Annotated in this window: 15 protein-coding genes; 13 read left to right on the top strand and 2 right to left on the bottom strand. The window is 68.5% G+C overall.

From position 1 onward, the window contains the following. Nucleotide 1: 1 nt before the first annotated feature. Nucleotides 2-700: a response regulator transcription factor gene (locus A9975_RS22160; RefSeq protein WP_150993448.1), complete on the top strand. Its 699-nt coding sequence runs from the start codon at nt 2-4 to the stop codon at nt 698-700. Continuing rightward, entirely contained in the window at nt 700-2,073 is a 1,374-nt protein-coding gene (locus A9975_RS22155; RefSeq protein ID WP_183034693.1) for an ATP-binding protein, read from the top strand. The genes A9975_RS22160 and A9975_RS22155 overlap by 1 nt, the downstream gene beginning before the upstream one ends. Before the next feature lie 20 nt (nt 2,074-2,093). On the opposite strand, the gene A9975_RS22150 is transcribed toward A9975_RS22155, so the two are convergent. After that, nucleotides 2,094-3,029: a 2-hydroxyacid dehydrogenase gene (locus A9975_RS22150; RefSeq protein WP_183034692.1), complete on the bottom strand. Its 936-nt coding sequence runs from the start codon at nt 3,027-3,029 to the stop codon at nt 2,094-2,096. Between the two features lie 278 nt (nt 3,030-3,307). On the opposite strand from A9975_RS22150, the gene A9975_RS22145 reads away from it, so the two are divergent. From A9975_RS22145 to A9975_RS22135, 3 genes are all read left to right on the top strand, one after another. Further along, nucleotides 3,308-4,030, top strand: a complete 723-nt coding sequence (locus A9975_RS22145; RefSeq protein ID WP_183034691.1) for an SDR family oxidoreductase — start codon at nt 3,308-3,310, stop codon at nt 4,028-4,030. A 152-nt stretch (nt 4,031-4,182) separates the two neighbouring features. Beyond that, the gene (locus A9975_RS22140) at nt 4,183-4,572 is read left to right on the top strand and encodes a DUF5329 domain-containing protein (RefSeq protein WP_253928610.1); all 390 of its coding nucleotides are present in this window, start codon (nt 4,183-4,185) and stop codon (nt 4,570-4,572) included. Nucleotides 4,573-4,882: 310 nt separating this feature from the next. Further along, a complete protein-coding gene (locus A9975_RS22135; RefSeq protein ID WP_183034689.1) occupies nt 4,883-5,155 on the top strand; it encodes a hypothetical protein in 273 nt (90 codons plus the stop codon). Between the two features lie 8 nt (nt 5,156-5,163). Here the strand turns inward: A9975_RS22135 and A9975_RS22130 are convergent, their stop codons facing one another. After that, on the bottom strand, nt 5,164-6,570 hold the full coding sequence (locus tag A9975_RS22130; RefSeq protein ID WP_183034688.1) for a lyase family protein: 1,407 nt from the start codon (nt 6,568-6,570) through the stop codon (nt 5,164-5,166). 150 nt (nt 6,571-6,720) lie between these two features. On the opposite strand from A9975_RS22130, the gene A9975_RS22125 reads away from it, so the two are divergent. The 8 genes from A9975_RS22125 to A9975_RS22090 all read left to right on the top strand — a co-directional run bounded on the left by A9975_RS22125 (nt 6,721) and on the right by A9975_RS22090 (nt 20,267). Further along, nucleotides 6,721-7,599 (top strand): LysR family transcriptional regulator, encoded by an 879-nt coding sequence (locus tag A9975_RS22125; protein ID WP_183034687.1) that lies wholly within the window; start codon nt 6,721-6,723, stop codon nt 7,597-7,599. A gap of 457 nt (nt 7,600-8,056) precedes the next feature. After that, the gene (locus tag A9975_RS22120) at nt 8,057-8,512 is read left to right on the top strand and encodes a cellulose biosynthesis protein BcsD (protein ID WP_183034686.1); all 456 of its coding nucleotides are present in this window, start codon (nt 8,057-8,059) and stop codon (nt 8,510-8,512) included. A gap of 63 nt (nt 8,513-8,575) precedes the next feature. Then, nucleotides 8,576-9,211, top strand: coding sequence for a cellulose biosynthesis protein BcsP (bcsP, locus tag A9975_RS22115; protein ID WP_183034685.1), 636 nt, complete (start codon nt 8,576-8,578; stop codon nt 9,209-9,211). Then, on the top strand, nt 9,208-9,981 hold the full coding sequence (bcsQ, locus tag A9975_RS22110; protein ID WP_174425716.1) for a cellulose biosynthesis protein BcsQ: 774 nt from the start codon (nt 9,208-9,210) through the stop codon (nt 9,979-9,981). Before bcsP ends, bcsQ begins: the two co-directional genes overlap by 4 nt. Then, entirely contained in the window at nt 9,978-12,233 is a 2,256-nt protein-coding gene (gene bcsA / locus A9975_RS22105) for a UDP-forming cellulose synthase catalytic subunit (RefSeq protein ID WP_370565215.1), read from the top strand. Before bcsQ ends, bcsA begins: the two co-directional genes overlap by 4 nt. A 200-nt stretch (nt 12,234-12,433) precedes the next feature. Further along, nucleotides 12,434-14,701 carry a cellulose biosynthesis cyclic di-GMP-binding regulatory protein BcsB gene (gene bcsB, locus A9975_RS22100; RefSeq protein WP_183034827.1) on the top strand — a complete coding sequence of 756 codons (2,268 nt, stop codon included), beginning with the start codon at nt 12,434-12,436 and terminating at the stop codon, nt 14,699-14,701. After that, nucleotides 14,698-15,924 (top strand): cellulose synthase complex periplasmic endoglucanase BcsZ, encoded by a 1,227-nt coding sequence (gene bcsZ, locus A9975_RS22095; protein WP_183034684.1) that lies wholly within the window; start codon nt 14,698-14,700, stop codon nt 15,922-15,924. The genes bcsB and bcsZ overlap by 4 nt, the downstream gene beginning before the upstream one ends. Then, entirely contained in the window at nt 15,897-20,267 is a 4,371-nt protein-coding gene (locus tag A9975_RS22090) for a cellulose biosynthesis protein BcsC (protein ID WP_183034683.1), read from the top strand. Before bcsZ ends, A9975_RS22090 begins: the two co-directional genes overlap by 28 nt. The last annotated feature ends 46 nt before the right edge of the window (nt 20,268-20,313 follow it).

Genomic DNA, 20,313 nt, shown 5'->3' with positions numbered 1-20,313 from the left:
CATGCGAGTGTTGCTGGTGGAAGACGACGCCATGATCGGCGATAGCGTGAAGCTGGCATTGCGCCAGGAAGGCTTCGCGGTGGACTGGGTGCAGGACGGCGAGGCCGGCCTGGCCGCGGCCACCCAGTCGGGCGGCCCCGATGGCGAGGCCTGCTATGCGCTGATCCTGCTCGACCTGGGCCTGCCGCGCCGCTCCGGGCTGGAGGTGCTCGCCGCGCTGCGCGCGCGCGGCGTGAATACGCCAGTGCTGATCCTGACCGCGCGCGACGCCGTGGCCGATCGCGTGGCGGGACTGAACGCCGGCGCTGACGACTACCTCGTCAAGCCCTTCGACCTGCAGGAACTGGCCGCGCGCATGCACGCGCTGGTGCGCCGCGCCGAAGGCCGGGCGGAGCCGCTGCTGCGCTATGGCGGCATCGTGATCAATCCCGTGACTCGCGAGGCCACTCTTGACGGCGAGGCGGTGCGCCTGTCGGCGCGCGAGTTCGGCTTGCTCTCGGCGCTGCTGGCGCGGCCCGGCAAGGTGTGGTCGGTGGCACAGCTGGAGGAGCGCCTGTACGGCTGGGGCGATGAAGTCGGCAGCAACACAGTGGAGGTCTACATCCACGCGCTGCGCAAGAAATTCGGCGCGGGGCTGATCCGCAATATCCGCGGCGTGGGCTATGTGGTGCCCAAGCTCGAAGCCGGGAGCGCGGGCTGATGCGTTCCATCCAGAGAACCCTGCTGTGGTGGCTTGCCCTGGGCCTGCTGGCCGGCATCGCCATTGCCACCGCGCTGATCTACGGGCAGGCCCGGCAGGAAGCCAACGCACTGTTCGACTACCAGATGAAGCAGGTGGCCGCCGCGCTGCCCAGCCAGTTCGCCGATCCGGTGATGCCGCCGTTCGTTGCGCAGCAGTCGCCCGGCGCGCCGGGCTCGCCTAGCGACAGCCTGTTCCATGCCGATGAAGACGTCGTGATCCATATCTGGGATGGCTCCGGCCGCAGCCTGTATTTGTCGCACGCGCATCCGGCGTTGCCGCCGCGTGCCGAGCTGGGATTTTCCAACGTCAAGACCGCGCAGGGCGAATGGCGGATCTACAGCGTGCAGCTCGGGCTCGGCGTGGTGCAGATTGCCCAGCCGATGTCGGCGCGCAGCGAGGTTGCCGCGCGCATGGCGCTACGCACCGTGGCGCCCCTGCTGTTGCTGCTGCCGCTGATTGGCTGGCTGGTGTGGGTGGCCGTGGGACGCGGCCTGCGGCCCTTGCGCGAGATCGCCGCCGGGGTGCGCCAGCGTGACGCCAACGCCCTGGCCCCGCTGGCGGTCAGCCGCATGCCGGACGAGATCGCGCCGTTGACCGAGGCACTCAACCAGTTGCTGGCGCGGCTCTCCCACGCCATCGATACCCAGCGCGCCTTCGTGGCTGACGCCGCGCACGCGCTGCGCACGCCGCTGGCCGCGCTGCAGTTGCAGGCCCAGCTGGTGGAGCGCGCCGATACGGCCGAGGAGCGGCAGGAGGCCGTGGCCAAGCTGCGCCAGGGGCTGGAGCGGCTCACGCACATGGTGGCCCAGCTGCTCACGCTGGCGCGCCAGGAGCCCGGTGCGGCAGCGCCCCCGCATGAGCCGGTGGACCTGCGCGCGCTGGCGCAAAGCGTGGTGGCGGAGATGACCCAGGCCGCGCTCGACCGCCACATCGACCTGGGGCTCGACGCCGCCGCCGGCCCGGTCATGGTGCGCGGCGACGTCGATGCGCTGCGCATCCTGTTGACCAACCTGGTCGACAATGCGCTGCGCTATGTGCCGGCCGGCGGCAGGGTCGATGTGCTGGTTGGCCGGGGGCGGGCCGCGCCGGGCGGAGGAGAATCGGGTACGCAGAGCGCGGAACTGATCGTGCAGGACGATGGCCCGGGAATTGCCCCCGCCGAGCGCGCGCGCGTGTTTGACCGCTTCTACCGGGTGCCGGAAGCGCCCACCGGGGGCAGCGGGCTGGGCCTGGCCATCGTGGCGGAGATCGCGCAATCGCACGGCGCGCAGGTCTCGCTGGAAGATGCCGCGCCCGGGCTGCGCGTGCGGGTGGTGTTTCCCGCCGCGTGAGCGCGCGGCGGGGCCTCTTGTCAGCCTACCGGTGTGAGTACAGGCTCGCCGGCAAAATGCAGCCGGCTGTTTTCCAGGAACTGCCGCACCGAGGCATCGATGGCTTCTGGCGACCTGCCTGCCACGTGCGGGGTCAGGACCACATTGGGGCAGTCGAACAGCTCGGCGGGCGGCTCGGGCTCGGTCTCGTACACGTCAAGTCCGGCGCCGCCGAGCTTGCCGGCGCGCAGGGCATCAGCCAGCGCCGCGGTGTCGAGCACGCTGCCGCGCGCGATATTGACCACGAAGCCGCCCGGGCCCAACTGGGCCAGCACCTTGGCGTCGACCAGGTGGCGGGTGTCCGCGCCGCCGGGCGTGGCGATGATCAGGTAGTCGGCCCATTCGGCCAGCGCGCCGAGGTTGTCGAAATAGCGATACGGCGCGTCATCGCGCCGGGTCCGGTTGTGATAGCCCACCTCCAGGTCGAAGCCCAGGCCGCGCTGGGCAATGCGCCGGCCGATGGTGCCGAGGCCGAGAATCCCCATGCGCTTGCCCGACACATTGGGCTGCATCGGCAGCGCGGTGCGCCATTTGCCGGCGCGCGTGGCCTGGTCCAGGACCGGGATGGCGCGCACGGTGGCTAGCAGCAGCGCCATGGCGTGGTCCGCCACGCAGCTGTCGTTGGTGCCGGCGCCGTTGGCCACGACGATGCCGCGCGCACGGGCGTGGGCCACGGCAATGTTCTCGTACCCTGCGCCCAGCGCGCACACCAGCTCCAGCGCGGGCATGGCGTCGATCTCCGCAGCGGTGAGGCCGACCGTGCCGATCGTCAGCACCGCGCGCACGCGGGCGCCGGCCTCCCGGACCTGCGCGGCACGGGCCGCGCTGTCGGGCGCGTAGCGCACCTCGTATTGTTCGGCAATCCAGGACAGATGCTGTGCGCTGACGTGGCTGAGGACGAGCAGGAGCGGCTTCATGATGGGCAGGAGATTGTTTCGGGGCCGTTGGCGACGGCTGGGAGGAGGGTGAGCGGTCCCGGGACGGGGCCTAAGCTGCACCGCCGCATTGTAGCGGCGGTGCGCCGGGCTTGCTGGCGTGCTCCGGCGCTCCCTCGATTATCAAATACCTGCCAAGAGTGCTTCCAATCCTGGGTGGATGATCCGCCGGCGCGCCGTGACCATAATGGCTGGCAAGCATGCGGCCTTCCTTCTTGCCGCATGGATTGGCCATTGAAGGAAATTCAAGGAGTCTTGCCATGTTTCCCGATTTCAAGAACGCCAGGGTACTGGTGGTTGGCGGCAGTTCCGGCATCGGCCTGGCCACTGCGGCTGCCTTTGCCGAGCGCGGCGCCAGCGTCACGATTGCCTCGCGCTCGCAGGAAAAAGTCGATGCCGCTGTACGCACGCTGGCCAGCGCCGGCACGGTCAGCGGCGCCACGGTCGATATTACCGACGACGCCAGCGTGGCGCAGTTCATGGACGGCGCCACCCCGTGGGACCACGTCGTGATCTCCGCCGCGCAGACACCCACCGGCCCGGTGCGCCAGTTGCCGTTGGCCGATGCCTACGCCGCGATGAACAGCAAGTTCTGGGGCGCCTATCGCGTTGCGCGCCTGGTGCCGATCAGCGAGCATGGCTCGCTGACGCTGGTTTCGGGTTTCCTGGGCGTTCGGCCGAGCAAGGCATCCGTGCTGCAGGGCGCCATCAATGCCGCGCTGGACGCGCTCAGCCGCGGCTTGGCATTGGAACTGTCGCCGGTGCGCGTCAATACCGTCTCCCCGGGCCTGATCGCCACGCCGCTGTGGGACAAGCTGGACGGCGCCGCGCGCAAGGCCATGTTCGAAAACGTGGCCGCGCGGCTCCCGGCGCAGCGCATTGGCCAGCCCGAAGACGTGGCGCAAGCCATCCTTTACCTGGCCGGGACGGGCTTTGCCACGGGTTCGACGGTGCTGCTCGATGGCGGTGGCGCGATCGGCTGAGGCTCCGGATTGCTACGCAGAAACGGGTACGCTTTGGCGCGCGGGCAGTTGGTTCCGCCCGCGCGGCGGGCGCTCTGGCCGCTCCTCAAGCCTTGAACTGGAGCGGAAATACCGCTCTAATGCAGCGGATGCGACTTATCGACTCCGTGAAAATGAAGCCTGCCTTCCTGTCCGCCCTGCTGCTAGCCACTGCGCTGGCGGTCCCCATGGCCCCCGCCGCCGCGGCGCCACCGCCCGCTGCCACGCAGGCCGAGGTCACCCATCTCTTTGCCTACCTGGCAGGCTCGAATTGCCAGTTCAACCGCAATGGCAGCTGGTATCCGGCGCCAGATGCGGCTGCCCACCTCAAGAAGAAGTACGACTACCTGGCCGACAAGGGGGCCATCAGCACCAGCGAGAGCTTTATCGAACTGGGCGCGAGCAAGAGCAGCGTCAGCGGCAAGCCTTACCTGGTCAAGTGCGGCCAGGCCCAGCCGGTGGAGAGCGCACCGTGGCTAGGCGCCGAACTGGCGCGTTATCGGCAGAAGGCCGCGGGCAAGTAGGCGCGAGCCCCTCTCTTGCCGTTGCAACTGGGTTTCAAGGTACGCAGAAACGGGTACGCTTTTGCTTTTCGGCCACAAAGGTCGGCCCATGCACCCTGTCAGACGGCCACCGATAGCCAACCGGCGTTCGCCGAACCATACTTCAGTCCGGGCGGCATTCGGGCGGCACGCAAGCTGATCGTCGAATGCGGCCCAATGCGTCCTCATAGCCCCGTGCGCGCCTCGCCGCGCGGGGCTCTTCTCAGGCGCATACGATGCGGGCCCAGGCGTGCTCCGCCAAGGCCGCAAGGCTTGGCTAAGGAGAATCCGGATGCAGACTGCTATTTCCGATAACGAAAGCGCCCCTGCTGCCGTTCCTGCGGGTTCCTGGCGCCGGCCGACGCACCGTGCCTGTGCAACCCTGGCGGTCTGCAGTGCCATCGCGGCGCTGGGATGGATCGCCTGGATCTGCTGGCGGCTGGTCAGCGCGATTGCACCGGGCAGCATGAGCTTTGTCGACGCCTTGATGGTGTTGGTGATGCTGGTCTTCACCTGTGGTGCGGCCGTTACCGTCTGCGCCGTGTGCGAGATGGGCCAGCGCTAAGCGGCGCCTCATATTTCCTTGGTCATTCCCTTCAGGTCGATCCATGCATCGAACTGGGCCGCCGTGACATGTCCCGAGGCGAGCGCCGCCTCGCGCAGCGGCAGGCCTCGCGTGACCGCCAGCTTGGCGATCTCGGCGGCGCGGTCGTAGCCGATGTGCGGGTTGAGCGCCGTCACGGGCATCAGCGAGCGCCCGAGCATCTCGGCGATGCGCTCGCGATCCGCCTGTACCCCTTCCACCATGCGTTCGGCAAAGCTCGCGGCGGCATCGGCAAGCAGCGTGACCGATTGCAGCAGGCTGTAGATGATCACGGGCTTGTACGCGTTGAGCTCGAGCGTGCCGAGGCTATTGGCCAGCGTGACGGTGGTGTGGTTGCCGATCACCCGGCAGCACACCATGGCCAGCGCCTCGGCCTGGGTGGGATTGACCTTGCCCGGCATGATCGAAGAGCCGGTCTCGTTGGCCGGCAGGATCAGTTCGGCAAGGCCCGCGCGCGGACCGGAGCCGAGCAGCATGAAATCGCGCGCTATTTTCAGGAAGGACGATGCCGTGGTATTGAGCGCGCCCGACAGGTCGGCCAGCGCATCGTGCGAGGCTTGCAGCGCATAGCGGTTCGGCGCGGGCTCGAACGGCAGGCCCGTGTAGTCCGACAGCGCGCGCGCGAAGGCCGCGGCAAAACCGTGCGGCGCATTCAGCCCGGTGCCTACCGCGGTGCCGCCCTGCGGTACCGGCATGGCGCGCAGCATGGCCTGGCGCAGGCGCGACTGGGCATCGCCCACCTGGGCTTCGTAGCCGGAGAACTCCTGGCCGAGCGTCAGCGGCACGGCGTCCTGCAAGTGCGTGCGGCCCACCTTGACGATATCGCTGAACGCGTCCACCTTGCGCCCGAGCGCCTGCTGCAAGCGCTCCAGCGCGGGCAGCAGTTGCAGCTGGATCGCCCGGGTGGCGGCGATATGCATCGCCGTGGGAAAGCTGTCGTTTGAAGACTGGCTGGCGTTGACGTGATCGTTGGGATGCACCGGCCGCTTCGCGCCCGGCTCGCCGCCCAGCAACTGGATCGCGCGGTTGGCAATCACCTCGTTCAGGTTCATATTGGTCTGCGTGCCCGAGCCGGTCTGCCAGACCGAGAGCGGAAACTCCCCGGGCCACTTGCCGGCGATGATCTCCTGCGCCGCCGCCTCGATGGCGTGGGCCAGTTCCGGCTTGAGCACGTGCAGCTCTCTGTTGGCACGCGCTGCGCAGAGCTTGAGGATGGCGAACGCCTCGATCAGCGCGGGCGGCATCGTCTCGCAGCCGATGCGGAAGTTCTGGCGCGAGCGCTCGGTCTGCGCGCCCCACAGGTGCCGGGCTGGCACCGGTACGTCGCCCAGGCTGTCGGTCTCGATCCGGGTGGCGTCCTGCTTGCGCTCGGGCATGGCATTCTCCTGTTCGGTCGAAAGCGGCGTGGCAACAGATCCCGGGCCTTAGAATACGCCCCCGGCAGCAACGGCGTCATCCGTTGTGCCGGGCGCGTCCACCGAGGGCAAGCACCCGATTCACCTGCGCTATCACCACGCGTCTCCAGCATGCTCATTGCCCAGCTCAAGTCCTTTTTCATGGTCGCCCGCATCGGCAGCGTGACCCAGGCCGCCAAGCGGCTTGGCCTGTCGCAGCCGACCATCACCGCCCAGATCCGCGCGCTGGAGGAGGCCTACGGCGTCGAGCTGTTCCATCGCGGCGGGCGCCGGCTGGCCTTGTCGGATGCCGGGCTGGCGCTGCTGCCCAAGGTCGAAGCGCTGGTCCAGCAGGAAACGGAAATCGACTTTTTCCTGCGCCACTCGGGCGACCTGCGCACGGGCAGCCTGCGCATTGGCGCCACCGCGCCGTACTACGTGCTCGACATCATCGGCCGCTTCAGCGCGCGCTACCCGGCCATTGATGTGACGGTCGAGACCGGCAACTCGCAGGAAGTGCTCGATGCCCTGCAGGAATATCGCGTGGACGTGGCCTCGTCCTCCCAGAAGGTGGATGACCCCCGCCTGGAGCGCATGCTGCTGGGCGAGGACCCGCTCGTGCTGGTGGTGCATCGCAGCCATGCGCTGGCGGCGCAGGCACGGGTGCCGGTCGCCGCGCTGGCCAGTTGCCGGCTGCTGATGCGCGAGGCAGGGTCGACCACGCGTATCGTCACCGAGCAGATGCTGGCACGGGCGGGCGTGGTGCCTGCCACGCCGATGGAAATCGGCAGCCGGGAATCGATTCGCGAGGCGGTCATTCGCGGGCTCGGCGTATCCGTCATTGCCCGCCATGAGGTGCCGAGCCATCCACACCTGAAAATGCTGGATTTTGAGGATAGTAGCGAGGAAATGAGCGAGTATCTCTATTTCTTGCGCGAACGGCGCGGAGCGCGCCTGATTGATGCATTCGTCGCTGCGGCCCGCCCCGGCGCACAGGTCATGCCGGACTAAGCCCCAGCCACCTGCCTTAGTGCCGCGGGCCCTGTCCTATCGTTTCTCGCCCCAAGCCGCGCTATATTCCCGCCGGGAGAAAATACATGCGCCGGTCTGCAATTTATCGCGCAAGAATGGCACTGTGAGCGGTCTTCGCTGACCGGCAACGGCACCTTGCGGGGTAATGTAGAGACATTTGACTGGCAATGTGAAGTGTTCCCCGCTTCAGAAGGGGGTGGGTTCCCGTGTGACGTGGAAACTGTCAGGCTTGGGCTGCCCGCGAAAGGCCGTGGCGCCTACCCGCGCGGGAAATCGTGCGGTTCGGGGCATGGCGGCGCCGTTGTGGATGTTGCGAGGATGGAACATAGCCATTGTTGCGCGCAAAGCATTTGCCCAGATCGCCGGGTTGGTAAGAAAATGGCGCTCCAACAATAAGAAGAATATTGACTGTAAGCAATTAAGACAGGATCTCGGGGTGAATCAAGCAATTCTGCAATATCTCACTGAGCGGCATTGCTCGTCGCAATGGCGTGATGTGCTGTCGGCGCTCGCCGAAGAACTATCCGAGACCATGGACGTGGCCGGCCTGCGCGCCGTGATGTGGCGCGTTGGCACGCGTTTTGCCAAGCGTTTCGATCCTGGTGCCTGCGCGACGCTTGCCGAGCTGGAGCGCGCCGTCGCGCAGATCTGGCTGGATGTGGACTGGGGCTGGACCAGCATCGAGGATGTGGGCGGCGCACTGGTGGTCCGGCATTACTGCGCGCCGCTGAATGCGGCGCTTGGGGACGGGGCCGACACCTGGTCGCCGGCATTCCTGGAGGGGGCGTACCAGCACTGGTTCCGCATGCTCGGCTCGTCCGAGACCCTGCGGGTCAGCCAAAGTACACCGATCGATGCCACCGGATGCGTGGAGTTCCGGTTCGGGCGTTGAAGTGCCGTCCGCCGTTTGCAGCAGTTTTCGCGCCGGCGTACTGCCTTGCGTGAGTGAGATCCCATGAGTCAATCCGACGATTTGTCCAAGCTGTTCCAGCGTTTCGGCGGCAAGGCGGAGTCATACAAAGAGATCGTGCGCGAAGACGCGGCGACGCAGGCGCGCGAGCGCTGGCCGCTGCTGACTTCCGTGCGGGTCGACCGCGCTGCCGTAGTGCCACCCGTGCAGCCTGCCGCGCCGCATGCGCATGACGTTGCCGGCACGGCAGAGGCGCCGTCTGCGCCGCCCGCGCCATTGTGGCGCGCGGCCCTGCCGGCAGGCGAGCTTCCGCCTGCCGCCCAGGCTGCCCCCCCGGCCGCACCGGTGGCAACGGCGGCACCGGGCGCGACCGCCTCGGCGATGATGCCGCGTTTCCGCACGCCGGAAGGCATGGCGCCGGTGGCGTCGGCCTCGATGCCGCGATCAACGCCGGAAGTTGCCGCAGCGCCGCCCCAACCGGCAGCCGTAGCGAACCCGGTCGTTGCCCCCGAGCCCGAGCCGGCCCGCATCTGGTCCCCGGCGGCGCCTGAGCCAGCCCGCGCCGCCGACACCGAATTATCCAAGGTGTTCGCCCGCCTCGAAGGCCGCCAGGAGCCGGCCACCACCAGCGAGCGCGCACCCGCGCGCCGCTCCTTTCTTGATCGGCTGAATCGCTCGTGAAGATCATTGCTGTTGTCTCGGCCAAAGGCGGCGTGGGCAAGACCACGCTGTCGGCCAACCTGGCTGAAGCGCTGGCGGTTGCCGGCGAGAACGTACTCGCCGTGGACCTGGATCCGCAGAATGCGCTGCGCCTGCATTTCGGCATGCCGCCGCAGGAAGTTGCCGGGCATGCGCGCGCCACGCTGGCCGGGGAAGCGTGGCAGCAGAGCATGTACAAGGGCCGCTCCCGTGTGCTGGTCATGCCGTTCGGCTCGCTCAACGAGACGGACCGCTCAGCGTTTGAAGCGCACCTCTCCACCCATCCGGGATGGCTGCGCACCCAGCTTGCCGGACTTGGCCTGGGCCGCGACGATGTCGTTGTGATTGATACGCCGCCGGGCCCGTCGCCCTACATGCGCCAGGCACTGTCATGTGCGCAGCTGTGCCTGATGGTGTCGCTGCCGGACGCCGCGTCCTACGCCACCATGCCCCTGATGGAAGACCTGATCCGCACCTATTGCGAGGGCCGGCCCGATTACCTGGGCCATATGCTGGTGATCAACCAGGTCGACGTGAGCCGTCAGCTTGGCAAGGATGTGGTGCAGGTGCTGCGCGCCCAGCTGGGCGAGCGTGTGCTGGGCGTGATCCACCAGGACCAGGCGGTGGCAGAGGCGCTGGCCTACGACCGCAGCGTGCTCGAATACAACCCTCACAGCCAGGCCACGCACGACCTGCAGCGTTGCGCTGCATGGGTGCGCCAGGCCCTGGCCGCTCACGGAGAAGCCGCGTGAAGCCAGCCAAGGCAAAGGCCGCCGCGGCGCCCAAGGGCGCACGGGCCAAGGGCAAAGTCAAAAGCAAGGGCAACGACAAGCCCAACGCGCTGTCGGCCGCGTTGCAGGGTTTCGGCAACAACTTCGTCTCGCTTCCCTTTTGGGATAGCGCGGTGGCGCGGATGCTGGCGTTGCTGGCCGGGTTGTTCATGTTTGCGCTGGTCATCACGGTGCCGCTGGATTTCTGGCAGCAGGTCGGGTTTGCCGCGGTGTGCTTCGGGCTGGCGGTCTGGCTGAACCGGGTCAAGGGCCACCTCGCCACGCTGATGATGGTGATCCTGTCGATTGCGGCTTCCAGCCGCTATATGTACTGGCGCCTGACGGAAACGGTGGGGCTGGGCGGCTGGTTCGACTCGGCTTTTGGCATCGGCCTGGTGCTGGCAGAGATCTACGCGTTCGTGGTGCTGATGCTGGGCTACTTTCAGACCGCGTGGCCGCTCAAGCGCCGTCCGGTGGCCATGCCCGCGGACATTGCCAGCTGGCCGACCGTGGATATCTTCATCCCGACCTACAACGAGCCGCTGTCGGTGGTCAAGCCGACGGTATTCGCGGCGATGTCGCTGGACTGGCCGCGCGACAAGATCAACGTCTACGTGCTGGACGACGGCCGGCGCGAGGAATTCCGCGAGTTCTGCGAGAAGGTCGGCGTTACCCACGTGACGCGTAACCATAATCGCCATGCCAAGGCAGGCAACATCAACGAGGCGCTCAAGGGCACGCACGGCGAGTACGTGGCGATTTTCGATTGCGACCACATTCCCACGCGCTCCTTCCTGCAGATCAGCATGGGCTGGTTCCTCAAGGACCCCAAGCTGGCCATGCTGCAGACGCCGCACTATTTCTTCTCGCCCGATCCGTTCGAGAAGAACCTGCGCACCTTCCAGGAAGTCCCCAACGAGGGCGAGTTGTTCTACGGCCTGGTGCAGGACGGCAACGACCTGTGGGACGCTACCTTCTTCTGCGGTTCGTGCGCCGTGATCCGCCGCGCGCCGCTGCTGGAAGTGGGCGGCATCGCGGTGGAAACCGTGACCGAGGACGCGCACACCGCGCTCAAGCTGCACCGCAAGGGCTACGGCACCGCCTACCTGGCGATCCCCCAGGCGGCGGGGCTGGCCACGGAAAGCCTCTCCGGCCACGTCGGGCAGCGCATTCGCTGGGCCCGGGGCATGGCGCAGATCTGCCGGGTGGACAACCCGCTGTTTGGGCCGGGCCTGTCGATCCCGCAGCGCCTGTGCTACCTCAACGCCATGCTGCACTTCTTCTACGGCTTGCCGCGGCTGGTGTTCCTGACGGCGCCGCTGGCCTACCTGCTGTTCGGCGCCCACGTGATCCAGGCCCCGGCGCTGACCATCGCCACCTTCGCGCTGCCGCACCTGTTGCACGCGAACATGACCAACTCGCGCATCCAGGGCAAGTTCCGTCATTCGTTCTGGAACGAGGTCTACGAATCCGTGCTGGCGTGGTACATCATGCGGCCCGTGCTGGTGGCGTTCGTCAACCCCGCGGCCGGCAAGTTCAACGTGACGCCCAAGGGCGGCGTGATCGAGGAAGCCTACTTCGACTGGGTGATCTCGCGGCCTTACCTGGTGCTGCTGCTGTTCAACGTGCTGGGCGTGGTGGTGGGCTTCCTGCGGCTGTTCCTGTGGAACCAGTTCGAGGCCACCACGGTGGTGCTCAACCTGATCTGGACGTTCTACAACCTGATCATCCTCGGCGCCTCGATTGCGGTCGCCAGCGAGACGCGCCAGATCCGCGTGGCGCACCGCGTGGCGATGAAGCTGCCCGCCACGCTGCACTTTCCCGATGGCCGCACGCTGGTGTGCGAGACCATCGACTTCGCCGAGGGCGGCATCGGCATGCGGCTGCCGCCGGGCATGAAGGCAGCCGTGGGCGAGCAGGTGCAGATCTCGCTCTACCTGCAGAACGACGAGCATATGTTCCCCGCCAAGGTGGTGTTCCAGGGCGACACGCACACCGGCCTGGAGCTGGCGGAAATGAGCCCGCGCGAGGAAATGGCTTTCGTGCAGTGCACCTTTGCGCGAGCCGACGCGTGGATCGATTCGTGGGGCCGCAAGCGGCCGGATGCCCCGGGGCTGGCCGCCGGCCAGATCCTGCGCATCGGCCTGCTTGGCTTCCATAACGTGATGTTCCACCTTGGGCGCGAGATGCGCCACTTGTTGCGCCGTCCAGAACCTGGCGCTTCCACCCGTTGATCGGCCTCGTTGGCCCAGCGCCGCGTCCCGGAACGGTTCGGGTCGCGGCTTGAACACGCACCGGACCACTGGCAAAAAGACAGAGAATGCGTTTGACCAAGACACCACGCCTGACCGATCGCTCGCCTGCGCGCTCAACCGCGCACCGCACCGCGCGCCTGCCCGCCGCGACCCGCCTTAGCGCATTGCTCGCGCTCGCCATGCTGACGGTGACCCCGGCCGGCGCCCAGCGCGCCGGCGTGCCCGACACCACGCGCGAGGCGGTCGCGGCGCAGTCGCCCGCAGGGGTGGCGGCGCAGGCCGCCGCCGCAGCGCCCCGCAGCGGCGCGCGCACCGTGCAGCTCACGCTCAAGCAACTGGGCGCCACCGCACCGTTCCAGTTGCGCGGCGTGGACGCCATCAACGGCGTGCCGTTCTCGATCCGCGCCGACGAGGTCGTGACCGGCGCGCGCCTGAAATTGCGCTACACGTATTCGCCCGCGCTGATACCGGCGTTGTCGCATATCAACGTGATGGTCAACGGCGAGGTTGCCGGCACCGTGCCGGTGCCCAAGGACACCGCGGGCACCAGCCTGGAGCGCGAAGTGCCGATCGAGCCGCGGCTGATCACCGAGTTCAACCGCCTCAACCTGCAGCTGATCGGCCACTACACCACCGATTGCGAAGATCCCTTCCACTCCAGCCTGTGGGCCACCGTTGGCAACAGCAGCGTGCTGGAGCTCACGCTCACGCCGGTGGCGCTGGCCAACGACCTGGCGCTGCTGCCGCTGCCGTTCTTCGATCGCCGGGACGTTAGCCGCCTCAGGCTGCCCTTCGTGTTCGCCGGCGCGCCGTCGACGGCCACGCTGGAAGCCGCCGGCACGGTCTCGTCGTGGTTCGGCGCACTGGCCGGCTATCGCGGTGCGTCGTTTGCCGCCACGCTCAACCAGGTCCCAGCCACCGGCAATGCGGTGGTGTTCGTCAGCAACGAAGAAAAGCCCGCCGGCGTGCAGGTGCCCGCCATCGGCGGGCCGTCGATCGCGGTGGTGCCGAATCCGGGCGATGCGAACGGCAAGCTGCTGCTGGTGATGGGCCGCGACAGCGCCGAGCTCAAGACCGCGGCGCAGGCGCTCACGCTCGGCGCGCGCGCGCTGTCCGGGCAGAGCGCCACCATCAACAAGCTCGACGACGTGGCACCGCGCGTGCCCTACGACGCACCCAACTGGATCCGCGGCGACCGCCCGGTGCGCTTCGGCGAGCTCGCCGAAGTGCGCGACCTCAATGTCTCGGGCTACAACCCGGACCTGGTGCGGGTGAATTTCCGGCTGCCGCCCGACCTGTTCGGCTGGCGCAGCAAGGGCATCCCGATCGACCTGAAGTACCGCTATACGCCGCGCCCGGTGGTGGACAAGTCCACCCTCAACATCAGTGTGAGCAACCAGTTCCTGCGCGCCTACGCGCTGCGCTCGGTCAAGAACCAGGATGGCCGTGCCAGCCAGTTGCTGGCCAAGGTGCTGCCGGATGGCTCGGTGCCGGTCGACGAGCGCATCGAGCTGCCGCTGTTCATGCTGCCCGCGCAGTCGCAGTTGCAGTTCCATTTCTACTACGACTACCTCAAGCAGGGCGCGTGCAAGGACGTGATGCTGGACAACGTCAAGGGCGCGATCGACCCGGACTCGACCATCAACATCACCGGCCTGCCGCACTTTATCGCGCTGCCTGACCTGGCGGTGTTCGGCAACAGCGGCTTCCCCTTCACGCGCATGGCCGACCTCTCCGAGACCGCGGTCATCCTGCCGGACAAGCCCGCTGCCGAGGACTACTCGACCTACCTCACGCTGATGGGGCGCATGGGCGAATCCACCGGATACCCCGCCACCGGAGTTGCCGTGAGCGGCGCCGCGCAGGTCGACAAGCAGGCCGCGCGCGACCTGCTGGTGATCGGCACCACGCAGAGCCAGCCGCTCTTCACGCAATGGGCCGAGCGCATGCCGGTCACGCTGGCCGGCAATGAAAAGCGCTTTGCGCTGACCGATCTGGTGTCCGCCGTGACGGGCTGGTGGAACGGCGCGGATGGCACGCGCAACCGCCCGGTCGAGACGCGCATGTCGATCAGCAGCGCCAGCACCGATGCCGCGCTAAGCGCCTTCGAGTCGCCACTGGCGTCCGGGCGCAGTGTGGTGGCCGTCACCAGCAACGCGCCGCAAGGCCTGCAGACCGTGACCGAGGTGCTGCTCGATCCCGACCGGGTCACGAAGGTGCAAGGCAGCCTGGCGCTGGTGCGCGGCAAAGAGATCGACAGCCTGGCGGCACAGCAGAACTACCACGTGGGCAAGCTGCCGCCCTGGACCTATGTGCAGTGGTGGCTATCGCAGCGCCCCCTAGTCATGGTGCTGATGATCGGCGGCGCCGCGCTGCTGCTGGCAGTGTTGATGTATCTGTCGCTGCGGGCGCGCGCCGTGCGCCGCAAGATGGGGGAACACAAGTGAGCGTGAACCGCACACGCCGCCGATGGCTGGCGGGCTTGCCCGGCCTGGGCGCGCTCGGGGCGCTGGGTGGCTGGCCCGCGCTGGCCCGCGCCGCGGCGCCGAAGACATCGCCGCAGGTTGCCTGCGCGTGGCCGCTGTACCAGCAGTTCCTGTCCCGCTTCGTGCAGGCCGATGGCCGCGTGCTCGACCCGTCCACCAAGGAGCAGCAAAGCACCTCCGAAGGCCAGTCCTACGGCATGGTGTTCGCCCTGATGGCCAATGACCGCGCTACCTTCGACCGCCTGTGGCAATGGAGCGTTGCCAACCTCGGCGCGGGCAACCTGCAGGACAAGCTGCCCGCCTGGCAGTGGGGCCACCGGGCTGACGGCTCGTGGGGCGTGATCGATGCGAACCCCGCATCGGATGCCGACCTGTGGTTCGCCTTCGCGCTGCTCGAAGCCGCGCGGTTGTGGAAGCAGCCGCGTTATGGCGAGCAGGCGCGCGCGCTGCTCAAGCTGGTGGCCAAGCAAGAGGTGGTGTCGCTGCCCGGCTTTGGCACCATGCTGTTGCCGGCGCCGCAGGGCTTTGTCCAGGGCAATGCCGACGGCCCGCGCCAGTGGCGGCTCAATGCCAGCTACCTGCCGGTGCCGTTGCTGCGCCGCCTGGCCGCAGTCGAGCCGTCCGGCCCGTGGGGCACGCTCGCCACGCAGGCCGGCAAGCTGGTCGACGCAGTGGCCAAGCAGGGCATCGTGCCCGACTGGTCGGCCTACCGCAGCGACGCGGCCGGCACCGGTTTTCTCACCGACCCGGACAAGGGCGATGTCAGCAGCTATGACGCCATCCGCGTCTACCTGTGGGCCGGCGTGACGCCGCGCGGCGACGCCGCTGGCCGCATGCTGATGAAGGCGCTGGCGCCGCAGGCGCAGCGCATGGCGGGACGCGCCGCGCCGCCCGAACGCATGCACGCCGACAGCGGCGCCGTGGACGGAGACGGCCCGGCGGGCTTCTCCGCCGCACTGGTGCCGTTCCTGCAGGCGGCCGGATCGCCGGCAGCCGCGGTGCAGCGCACCCGGGCGGAGACGATGATCGACTCGGCCACGGGCAAATCCGCCGCCACGTACTACGACACCGTATTGGGATTATTCGGCCTCGGCTTTGCCGAAGGCCGCTACCGGTTCGCGCCTTCGGGGCAACTGGAGCTGGAGTGGGAGAAGACATGTCGAACCGCAAGCGCCCGGCCATGAACGGACGCGCGAACACCCCCCGCTCGGCGGGCGGGAAGCATATTGTTGCGGACACCGCGCGCGGCAAGGGCCTGCGTGCCAAGACGCTGGTGCTGAGCCTGCTGACGGCGTTTGCCGCGGCCGCCACGGCGCAGGAAGACCCGGTCAAGCTGCTGGTGGACCAGGGCAAGTACTGGCAGGAACGCGGCCGCAGCGACCGCGCTGCCGAAGCGTGGCAGAAGATCCTGCGCCTGAATCCGGCCCAGCCGGAAGCCCTGTATGGCATGGGCGTGGCCGAAGCCGAGGCGGGCCGCCCCGACGGCGCGCGCACCTACCTGGAGCGCCTGAAGAAGGCCCAGCCCAACTCCCCGCTGGTGGCGCGCCTCACGCAGGTGATCAGCAGCGGCGGCGCGACCCAGCAGGTCGAGCAGGCGCGCCAGCTGGCGCGCAGCGGCCAGAGCGAGGAAGCGGTCAAGCGCTATCAGCAAGCCACGGGCGGCGCGGTGCCGCAAGGCAACCTGGCGCTGGAGTACTACCAGACGCTGGGCGGCACGGCGCAGGGCTGGGACGAAGCGCGCAAGGGCCTGGAGCAACTGGCCCGCGCCAATCCCTCGGACAACCGCGCGCAGCTCGCGCTGGCGCAGCACCTGACCTATCGCGAGTCCACGCGCCGCGATGGCATTCGCCAGCTGGAGGCGCTGTCCAAAAGCAGTGACGTAGCTGGCCAGGCCAGCGAGAGCTGGCGGCGGGCGCTGACCTGGCTGGGCGGCCGCCCGGCGGATGTGCCGCTGTACCAGGCCTGGCTGGCAAGCCATCCCGACGACGCCACCATCCGCGCCAAGCTCGATGCGGTCAAGGCCCAGCAGCAACAGCAGCAAGCCACGCAAGCGGCAGGCGCCGCTGGCAACCCCGTGCGCCAGGTCGTGCAGCAAGGCTTCGATGCCATGGATGCCGGCGACCTCGAACGCGCCGGCGACCGGTTCCAGACCGCGCTGCAGGAGCGCCCCGGCGACGCCGACGCGCTCGGCGGCATGGGCGTGCTGCGCCTCAAGCAGGAGAAGTTTGCGGAGGCCCTGGATTTCCTCGACCAGGCCGCCAAGCGTGGTGCCGGCGGCCGCTACCGCAGCGCGCAGAACAGCGCCACGTACTGGCTGCTGTCCGAGCAGGCCAGCGCCGCACGCGGCGCGGGCAACCGCGCCGAGGCCCGCAGCCTGCTGGAGCGTGCGGTCAAGCTCGACCCGCGCGAGCCTTCCGCCCAGGTGGCGCTGGCCGACGTGATGGCCGAGGAAGGCCAGTACGCCCCGGCCGAAGCCGCGTATCGCCGCGTGCTCAAGCAGCAGCCTGACAACCCCGACGCCACGCGCGGCCTGGTTGGCGTGCTGGCGGCGCAGAACAAGAGCGCGGAGGCGCTCGCCATCGTGCAGAACCTGACGCCTGCCCAGCAGGACAAGGTGGGCTCGCTGGGCAAGCTGCGCGCCGAGGAGGCCCGTGGCCAGGCTCGCGCCGCCTTGCAGCGCGGCGATACCGCCAGCGCGCGCCGCGCGCTGGAAGACGCGATGGCGGCCGACCCGACCAATCCGTGGGTGCGCCTGGATGTGGCGCGCGCCTATGCGTCGATGGGCTTGAAGGAGCAGGCGCGCAGCGTCATGGACGGCCTGCTGCTGTCCAACCCCAATATGCCGGACGCGCTGTACGCCAGCGCGCTGCTGTCCGCCGAAACCGGCGACTGGCAAAGCGGGCTTGAAGCGCTGGAGCGCATTCCCCCGCAGAACCGCACCCGCGACATGGGCACCCTGCAGCGCCGCCTGTGGGTGCACGCCGAAGCCGAGCGAGCCAGCGGGCTCGCCGCCGGCGGCCAGCAGGCCGCCGCGCTGGGCGTTTTGCAGCAAGCGGAACGTTACGCCCAGCAGGACCCCGACCAGCTCGGCGCGCTGGCGCTGGCTTACGCCGATGCGGGCGACGAGGCGCGTGCACTCTCGCTGATGCGCAACGTCATGGGCCGCACGGTGCGCCCGGACGTCGGCATGCAACTGCAGTACGCTGCCATTCTGCTCAAGACCAAGCAGGATGTGGAGCTGGCCGGTGTGCTGCGCCAGCTTGCCAACGCCAACCTGAGTACTTCGCAGCGCCGCGACTATGACGACCTGCGGGTCGCCTACATCGTGCGCCAGGCCGATGCGCTGACCGAGAGCGGCGACCTCGTGGCTGCCTACGACATGCTGGCGCCGGCGCTCTCCGAGCGCCCCGGCAACAGCGCCGTGCGCGCCAGCCTGGCGCGCATGTACGCGCAGGCGGGCGAGAACAAGAAGGCCCTGATGCTGTACGAGAGCGTCCTGGAGAAGGATCCGCGCAACCTTGACCTGATGCTGGCGGCGATCGGCACCGCCACCGCCGCCAAGGAGTACAGCTGGGCCGAAGGCACGCTGCAGATGGCGCTGGCGCAGGCACCCGGATCGCCCAAGGTGCTGACCGCCGCCGGGCGGCTCTACCGCGCCCAAGGCAAGACCTCGCGCGCCGCGGAGTACTTCCGCGCAGCGGTGGCGGCAGAAAACGCCGCGGGCATATCCTCGGCCGGCGCGCGCCAGGATGGCGCGGGCTTCGACCGCGTGCCGTCCAACCCGTTTGTCGGCCTGCCAGGCCAGCGCGGCAGCTCGCAGTTGCCGCCGCCCGGGTCGCAGGCGCCGTACCTGATCGTGCCCGGGCCCACGCGCGCCGCGGCCGCGCCCCAGCCCGCAATGGCGCCCGCGCCGGTGATGATGAACGCCGGCGCACAGGCCTCGCAACCCTACATCCCGGCGCCGGTGTCCGCTGCCGGGCAGGGCATGGCACCGGAGATCCAGCAGCCGCAGGCCTACTATCCGCAGCAGGTGCAAGCGCCCATGCCGATGCAGGCGCCCGCCAGCACGCGCGGCAAGAACACGCGCGCGGCCAAGGCGCCGGCGCAGGCGTATCCGGCCAATCAGGCTTACCCCGCTTATCCGGCCAACGCGCAGGTCGCCCAGCAACCGGGCGTGCCCTATCCTGTGCCGCAGCAGGCCGTGGCACCTCAGTATCCCGCTGCGCAGTACGCCGCGCCGGCAGCGACCGGGCGTCAGCCGATTGGCGCGCAGTCGCGCGCGCCTTGGCTGGCCGAAGCCGATTCGCAGGCTAACCCGACCGGTCCCAAGACCGCGCAGCAGGAACTCAACGAGATCGAATCGCAGCGCACCAGCACGCTCGCCGGTGGCCCCGTGCTACGCGGGCGCAATGGCGACTCCGGCATGAGCCAGCTCACCGAGATGCAAGTGGTGGCCGAAGCCAAGGTGGCCGTTGGCAACGGCAAGCTGGTGGCGCGCGTGACACCGGTTGCGCTGGATGCTGGCTCCGTCGGCAGCGACTTCAACACCGCCTCGCGCTTTGGCGGCGGCCCGCTGGCGGTCCCGGTGGGCGGCGCGCCCGTCAACTCGGCCGGCACGCCGCTGCAATCCACGTCCGCCGGCCAGCAGAACGCCTTTGGTGTGGCGCTGGGCGTGGCCTATGAGTCGGACCGCATCAAGGCTGACATTGGCAGCACGCCGCTGGGCTTCCGTTACACCGACGTCAATACCGGTGTGCGCTTCAACCTGCCGCTGACACAACGCACCACGCTGTCGCTTGGCGCATCGCGCCGTCCCGTCACCGACAGCTTGCTGTCGTATGCGGGCGCGCGCGATGACCGCACCGGCCTGCAGTGGGGCGGCGTGATGAATAGCAGCGGGCGTGTCGACCTGGGTTGGGACGATGGCTTCTTCGGCATCTACGGCTACGGCGGCTACGGCTTGCTGACCGGGCACGATGTGAAGCGCAACACGCGTTGGGAAGGCGGTGGCGGGTTCTACCTGCGCCTGATCGACAGCACCGAGCAGCGCCTGATGAGCGGCGTGAACTTCACCTCGATGGGATACGCGGATAACCTGCGCTACTTCACCTTCGGGCAGGGCGGTTACTTCAGCCCGCAGACTTACTTCGCCGTGACCGTGCCGCTCTCGCTGGCAGGCCGCAGCGGCCGGCTGGCCTACAATGTGCGCGGCGCGCTAGGCATGCAGGCGTTCCGCGAGGATGCGACGGACTATTTCCCGACCGATCGAGCGGCCCAGTCGGCGGCCGGCAATCTCGTCTATCCCGGCCAGTCCAAGACCGGCCTGGCCTACAATCTGGTTGGCTCGATGGAGTATCAGGCGGCCCAGCAGCTGTTTGTCGGCGGCATGCTTGGCATCGACAACGCGCGCGACTATCGCCAGTGGTATGCCGGCGTCTATGTGCGCTATGCGTTGCAACGCCAGACCGGGCTGATCGCGTTCCCGCCGGTGGCGCCACAGTCGGCTGTGGGCCCCGCGCCGTTCTGAGGGGCGCGCAACGGATGAATCAATCAAGTGAAGCGCAGCCAGGCGG

It is taken from the genome of Cupriavidus sp. UME77 (assembly GCF_014170355.1).
Taxonomy (GTDB): Bacteria; Pseudomonadota; Gammaproteobacteria; order Burkholderiales; family Burkholderiaceae; genus Cupriavidus; species Cupriavidus basilensis.
The sequence above is the reverse complement of the archived record's forward strand: the minus strand, read 5'-3'. Positions and strand labels throughout refer to the sequence as shown.